Source organism: Occallatibacter sp. (assembly GCF_049802275.1).
Classification (GTDB): domain Bacteria; phylum Acidobacteriota; class Terriglobia; order Terriglobales; family Acidobacteriaceae; genus Telmatobacter.
Genome location: NZ_JBARMD010000511.1, coordinates 1 through 4,249 on the forward strand (window position 1 = coordinate 1; position 4,249 = coordinate 4,249).

3 protein-coding genes are annotated in these 4,249 nt (G+C 55.3%); all 3 read left to right on the top strand.

Translation table 11 applies throughout. The annotated features are described in order from the left end of the window. The first annotated feature begins 213 nt into the window (after positions 1-213). The 3 genes from WA354_RS17670 to WA354_RS17680 all read left to right on the top strand — a co-directional run bounded on the left by WA354_RS17670 (position 214) and on the right by WA354_RS17680 (position 4,050). A complete protein-coding gene (locus tag WA354_RS17670; RefSeq protein ID WP_472814339.1) occupies positions 214-939 on the top strand; it encodes a hypothetical protein in 726 nt (241 codons plus the stop codon). A gap of 993 nt (positions 940-1,932) precedes the next feature. Continuing rightward, positions 1,933-2,436 (top strand): TlpA family protein disulfide reductase, encoded by a 504-nt coding sequence (locus tag WA354_RS17675; RefSeq protein WP_472814340.1) that lies wholly within the window; start codon positions 1,933-1,935, stop codon positions 2,434-2,436. A gap of 507 nt (positions 2,437-2,943) precedes the next feature. Beyond that, positions 2,944-4,050 (top strand): hypothetical protein, encoded by a 1,107-nt coding sequence (locus WA354_RS17680; RefSeq protein ID WP_472814341.1) that lies wholly within the window; start codon positions 2,944-2,946, stop codon positions 4,048-4,050. The last annotated feature ends 199 nt before the right edge of the window (positions 4,051-4,249 follow it).

Genomic DNA, 4,249 nt, shown 5'->3' on the forward strand with positions numbered 1-4,249 from the left:
GCGCAGTGGTGGGGCGCCGTGCGAGCCACCATCTTTGGCGGGTTGGCATCGCTGGCCGTCGCCGGCGCGTGGGCGGCTCTCTTCCCGGGTTTGCGACGCACCGATGAGTTGAGCGCCGACGCTCTGAGGCCAAAGCCAGGCACTGAGAGTGTGGAAACGTCCGCGGCTGGCTGAAGACGATTCATCTGCATCGAAGACTAGGAGGACGGACGCATGAAGCCCTGGAAAATTGTGATTATTCCGACCGCGATCATGCTGGTTATCGCGAGTATCTACGTGTTATCGGTGTGGAAGAAGCGCCAGAATCCGGGCGTCGCGAACCAGGCGCAGGAACAGAAGCTGACGGCGGATGATGTAGCCGTGGTGAGGATGGAGTTTCCCGCGCACTTCGATGATTTAAAGGACGAGGAAGGCAAAAGCGTATGGATGAAGAACGGCTACACCATGCCGTACTTTCCTTACGCGGGTGGGAAGGTCGATTTCAAGAAGCGCGTTGGCGTGATTCCTCCGTTGCAAAAGCTCGATCTGAAAAAAGCCATTAAAGTTGCGGTTCCGGCCGATGTTGACGACGGCATCAGTCACGGCACTCGGCAGGCGATGTATGTATTCACGCTGCCCGGAGATGCAAAGCAGGAGTACGCGACACCAGTGGGCGCGATGGATGGGAGCGGTGAGCAGTATTACAGCGATCTGCTGTTTTTCTACGACGATCCACACACGATCTACGCGGACTGGCCCAAGGATGCGTGGACGGCCGTGGATGCGCACCAGGCGAAGCCGGGGATGAATGAACTGCAGACGCGACTGGCGCTAGGCCAAAAAATCCAGACCGACAATCCTCAGACTGAAGGAAATCGCACCGTCACCTACGACGCAGACGGCAAGAAGTGGACAGTCACATTTGTGAATGATCGCGCGACCAAGATCCAAAACGGATAGTGTCGGCCGTGTCGTTCCACGATATGCGGGTTGAACAGTCGGTACCCCCACCCGGTCTGTGGAAGTAAATATCCTGTTTTCTTCGGTTTGCGGATTGAGCGTCGCTGTAAATATTTGCAGCAAAAAAACTTAGCCGCAGATATCTCTCAGGTAAGGAGTAGGGCACATTTTGGAGCAATCAAGTTCAATTGGGCTGGAGTGAACGGCAAAACCGCCTAGTCTGCTCGCGCTCGCCGTCTGAGACTACTCTTTGTCGGATTTTGAATTGTTCGATCTCCATCGCGAGTCCTTTTGGTTTTTCCGGGAGTGACCGGAGAGTGCAGAATTTGGTATCGCTTTCCATTGTGCGCCGGAAGAAGGAAATTACCTGCAAGGCGGGGACCAATCTTTTACGCTATGGAATCAATAGATTGGCGAAATAATCAGTGGCGGGGCCTTGACGAAGTGCTTGGCGGTCTTGTGGAGGTCCCGTTGACGGGGCGTTCGGGGCGCGGGATCAGATTGATTTGTGTTTCCCGACTGGAGCTTTCGTGCTTTCCCAGGTCTCAAAAGCGACCTGGGGCACCCGGCAACTCGTCAGTAACGCCCCAGTTACTGACGGGTTGACGGTTATTCGCTCGGAGCTGCGAATCCGGCCCACCATCCCTTGTCACGTGCGACGGTGACCGTGAGCACTGAAGAGGTTTGCCTTAGGTAATCTAATGTTTGTCCGTCTCGCGTTGCAGACCCGGGTAAGGGCTCTACCAGTTGCGACATAACACCCCAAGGGCACAACCCGATCCCTGGCAACATGTCCATTGGCGGATTTGCAGTCTTTGTTTGATTCCCTCAGATTTCCGATCCAGAAATGGACATAGTGTGCCATCAACAGATCGCGCATCATACGCGATTTCATGTTGAAGCCGTTCCGCCGAAACAGAAAGGAGACATGAGAGGGAGTTTCCGCGCATTCCGCTCAGCAGGAGCGCTCTTGTGCTCAAAGTCGGAGGAGGAATGAAGTACCTTGAAAGAATCGCTAACATCGCGATCATTGTGGCCGCGGTGGTCTTCATCGGTCTCGCCATTCGTGGGGACTTTTCACTAAGCCGAACGACGCGACCGCCCTCGCAAGACCTCACTGGAACGGTCGTCAAGTTGTCCGGAGTCAGTTTTCCGTCAGATCGCAACACCCTCGTTCTTGTGGTCTCTACAACCTGTCATTTCTGCAAAGACAGCTTGCCTTTCTACAAACAACTCACCAACAAAGCGCAAGGACGGTTGAATGTCGTCGCCGTCCTGCCGCAACCTCAACCGGATGCACAGAAGTTTCTTCGGGACGCCAACATCGAAACAAACCAGGTCGTCAGTTCAAGCCTCGACTCCATTGGGGTCCACGGTACGCCGACAATCTTGCTTGTCGATGGAACCGGAAAAGTGAGCCATGCCTGGGTGGGTCGGCTCGATCAGAAAGGCCAAGAGGAACTCCAAGCTGTCGTGCTGCCAAGCACGCCAGGTTAGCGGATCTCTTTGCGCGCGATCAACCCAGAAAACCGTGAAAGATAAAGGACGAAAACCAAGATGAAAGTCATCGCAAGGTTGCTATTTGTAGCGCTCCTCATCGGAGTGGCGCTGGGCCTCCCAAGCAAGGTCAGTGCATCGAACAGTGAGTTGACATGCAACTTCCCAGCGTATGGGCAGTGCTATGGTGCACTGCAACAGTGGATGAATACGTGCGCGTGGGACTGTTCGAATAATGGTGGTGACGGCACGCCGACCCAAGTTTGCTTCTCAGTCCCCTATTCGGATTGTGAGCCGAAACCGGGTGGCGGCACAAATTGCGTGACTGCGACTAATACCTCGTGTTGGGACGTGACGAGCAACGGGGCCAGCTGCATTTCGGGCTGCATCAACCAATACACCCAGCAGCTTAACCAGTGCGTCGCCGAATATTGCTATTAACTGTTTCAGACGGCGGGCAGAAGGAGGCAAATCGCCTTCTGTCCGCCGCGATGAGAGGCCCTTCCAATGAAGCTTACACTCCTGCTTTGTCTACTCTTGGTTTCCTCGGGCCAGATCCTCTGTCCGCAGGCTCCGGCTCCTCAGCAGGCCACGATCCCCGAGCCCAAAACTTCCATCGAGTGGTTCTCTCGCGCCAACGAAGAAATGAATATCCGCATGCCCGGCGCGGCTTCCTTTCACATGAAGGTCTTGTTCCACGCGTTTCCTGGCATGGAGTACCTGGGAAAAGGTGAAGAGCCAAGGATTATTACCGGCGAAGGAATCTACGAAGAGACATGGGTCGCTTCTCACCTCTGGCGGCGCGAGGTGACCTTTGCCGACTATCACGCCATTGAAGTTGAGTCCGACCATGGCCGCAAGATGTGGGCCTCGACCAACTATGAACCCAGCCGCTTAATGATGCTTCTCGATCCCCTCCTCGATCCCGTTCCACGTTATCTCGTCTCGCGGGAAGGCCAGCACAGCGCAATAGCAAAAGGCTGGCACATCGATCATCTTTCCAACGAGGGTACCTCGATGGTGCGGATCGCACGTGGCGAACACGCAGCCTCGGGAGAATTCACGGACGCGTTTTATTTCAGTCCCCGCGGCATCCTGCTTCTGGAAGATCGATATGGCCTTACGACCTCTTGGTCTAACGGGGTGACCTTTGCAGACAAGATTATTTTCACTCGGATCGTTGTGTCGGCTGGGGAGCGGACCCTGTTAACGGCAGATGCCACCATTGCTGCTGAAGGTCAGGCTGATCCGGGCGAATTCGAACTTGAAGGCGGATCGTCCGATGCTGGAAAGACCCTCCGCCCTTTGCGGTTCATCGAAGTTGAACACGGCCCGATTCTTCTCAGTGCGGATCCTGTCTGGCCGGGCGCGGACCATTCCGCTCTTTCTATTTACGGGGGCCTCGATCGGACCGGAAAATTTAGAGAGGTGGAATTGATCGTCAGTGTCAACCCGGGCGCAGATAAAGACCTGCGCCAGCTCATGGAGGACTTCCGGGAATCCCGATGGCGCCCCGTAGAGATCGACGGCTATGCCTGCCAGACTCTCATGTACGTTCTCTATGTTAGGGAGGGTCAACAGCAAACCGGATCGGGACCTGTCCCTATAAGGTGAATGCAGAGTTCGAAAGCCACTCTAACCTGCGCTGAAGGTTGATGGCCAGCATAATACCCAAGTTGGTGAGTGGTAGCTATCCAAGATCGGAAGCGCGTCGCGCGGAGGAGGTCTAATTGTGAGGCTCGATTTGCTCCGCGAGGCGGTTTCGATTTGGACACGAGAAGGAAGCCGCAGGCGTACTTAGCGGGCGCGGTGA

Coding starts and splice junctions, on each gene's coding strand:
- WA354_RS17670 (WP_472814339.1), top strand. CDS start 214: ATGAAGCCCTGGAAAATTGTGATTATTCCGACCGCGATCATGCTGGTT.
- WA354_RS17675 (WP_472814340.1), top strand. CDS start 1,933: ATGAAGTACCTTGAAAGAATCGCTAACATCGCGATCATTGTGGCCGCG.
- WA354_RS17680 (WP_472814341.1), top strand. CDS start 2,944: ATGAAGCTTACACTCCTGCTTTGTCTACTCTTGGTTTCCTCGGGCCAG.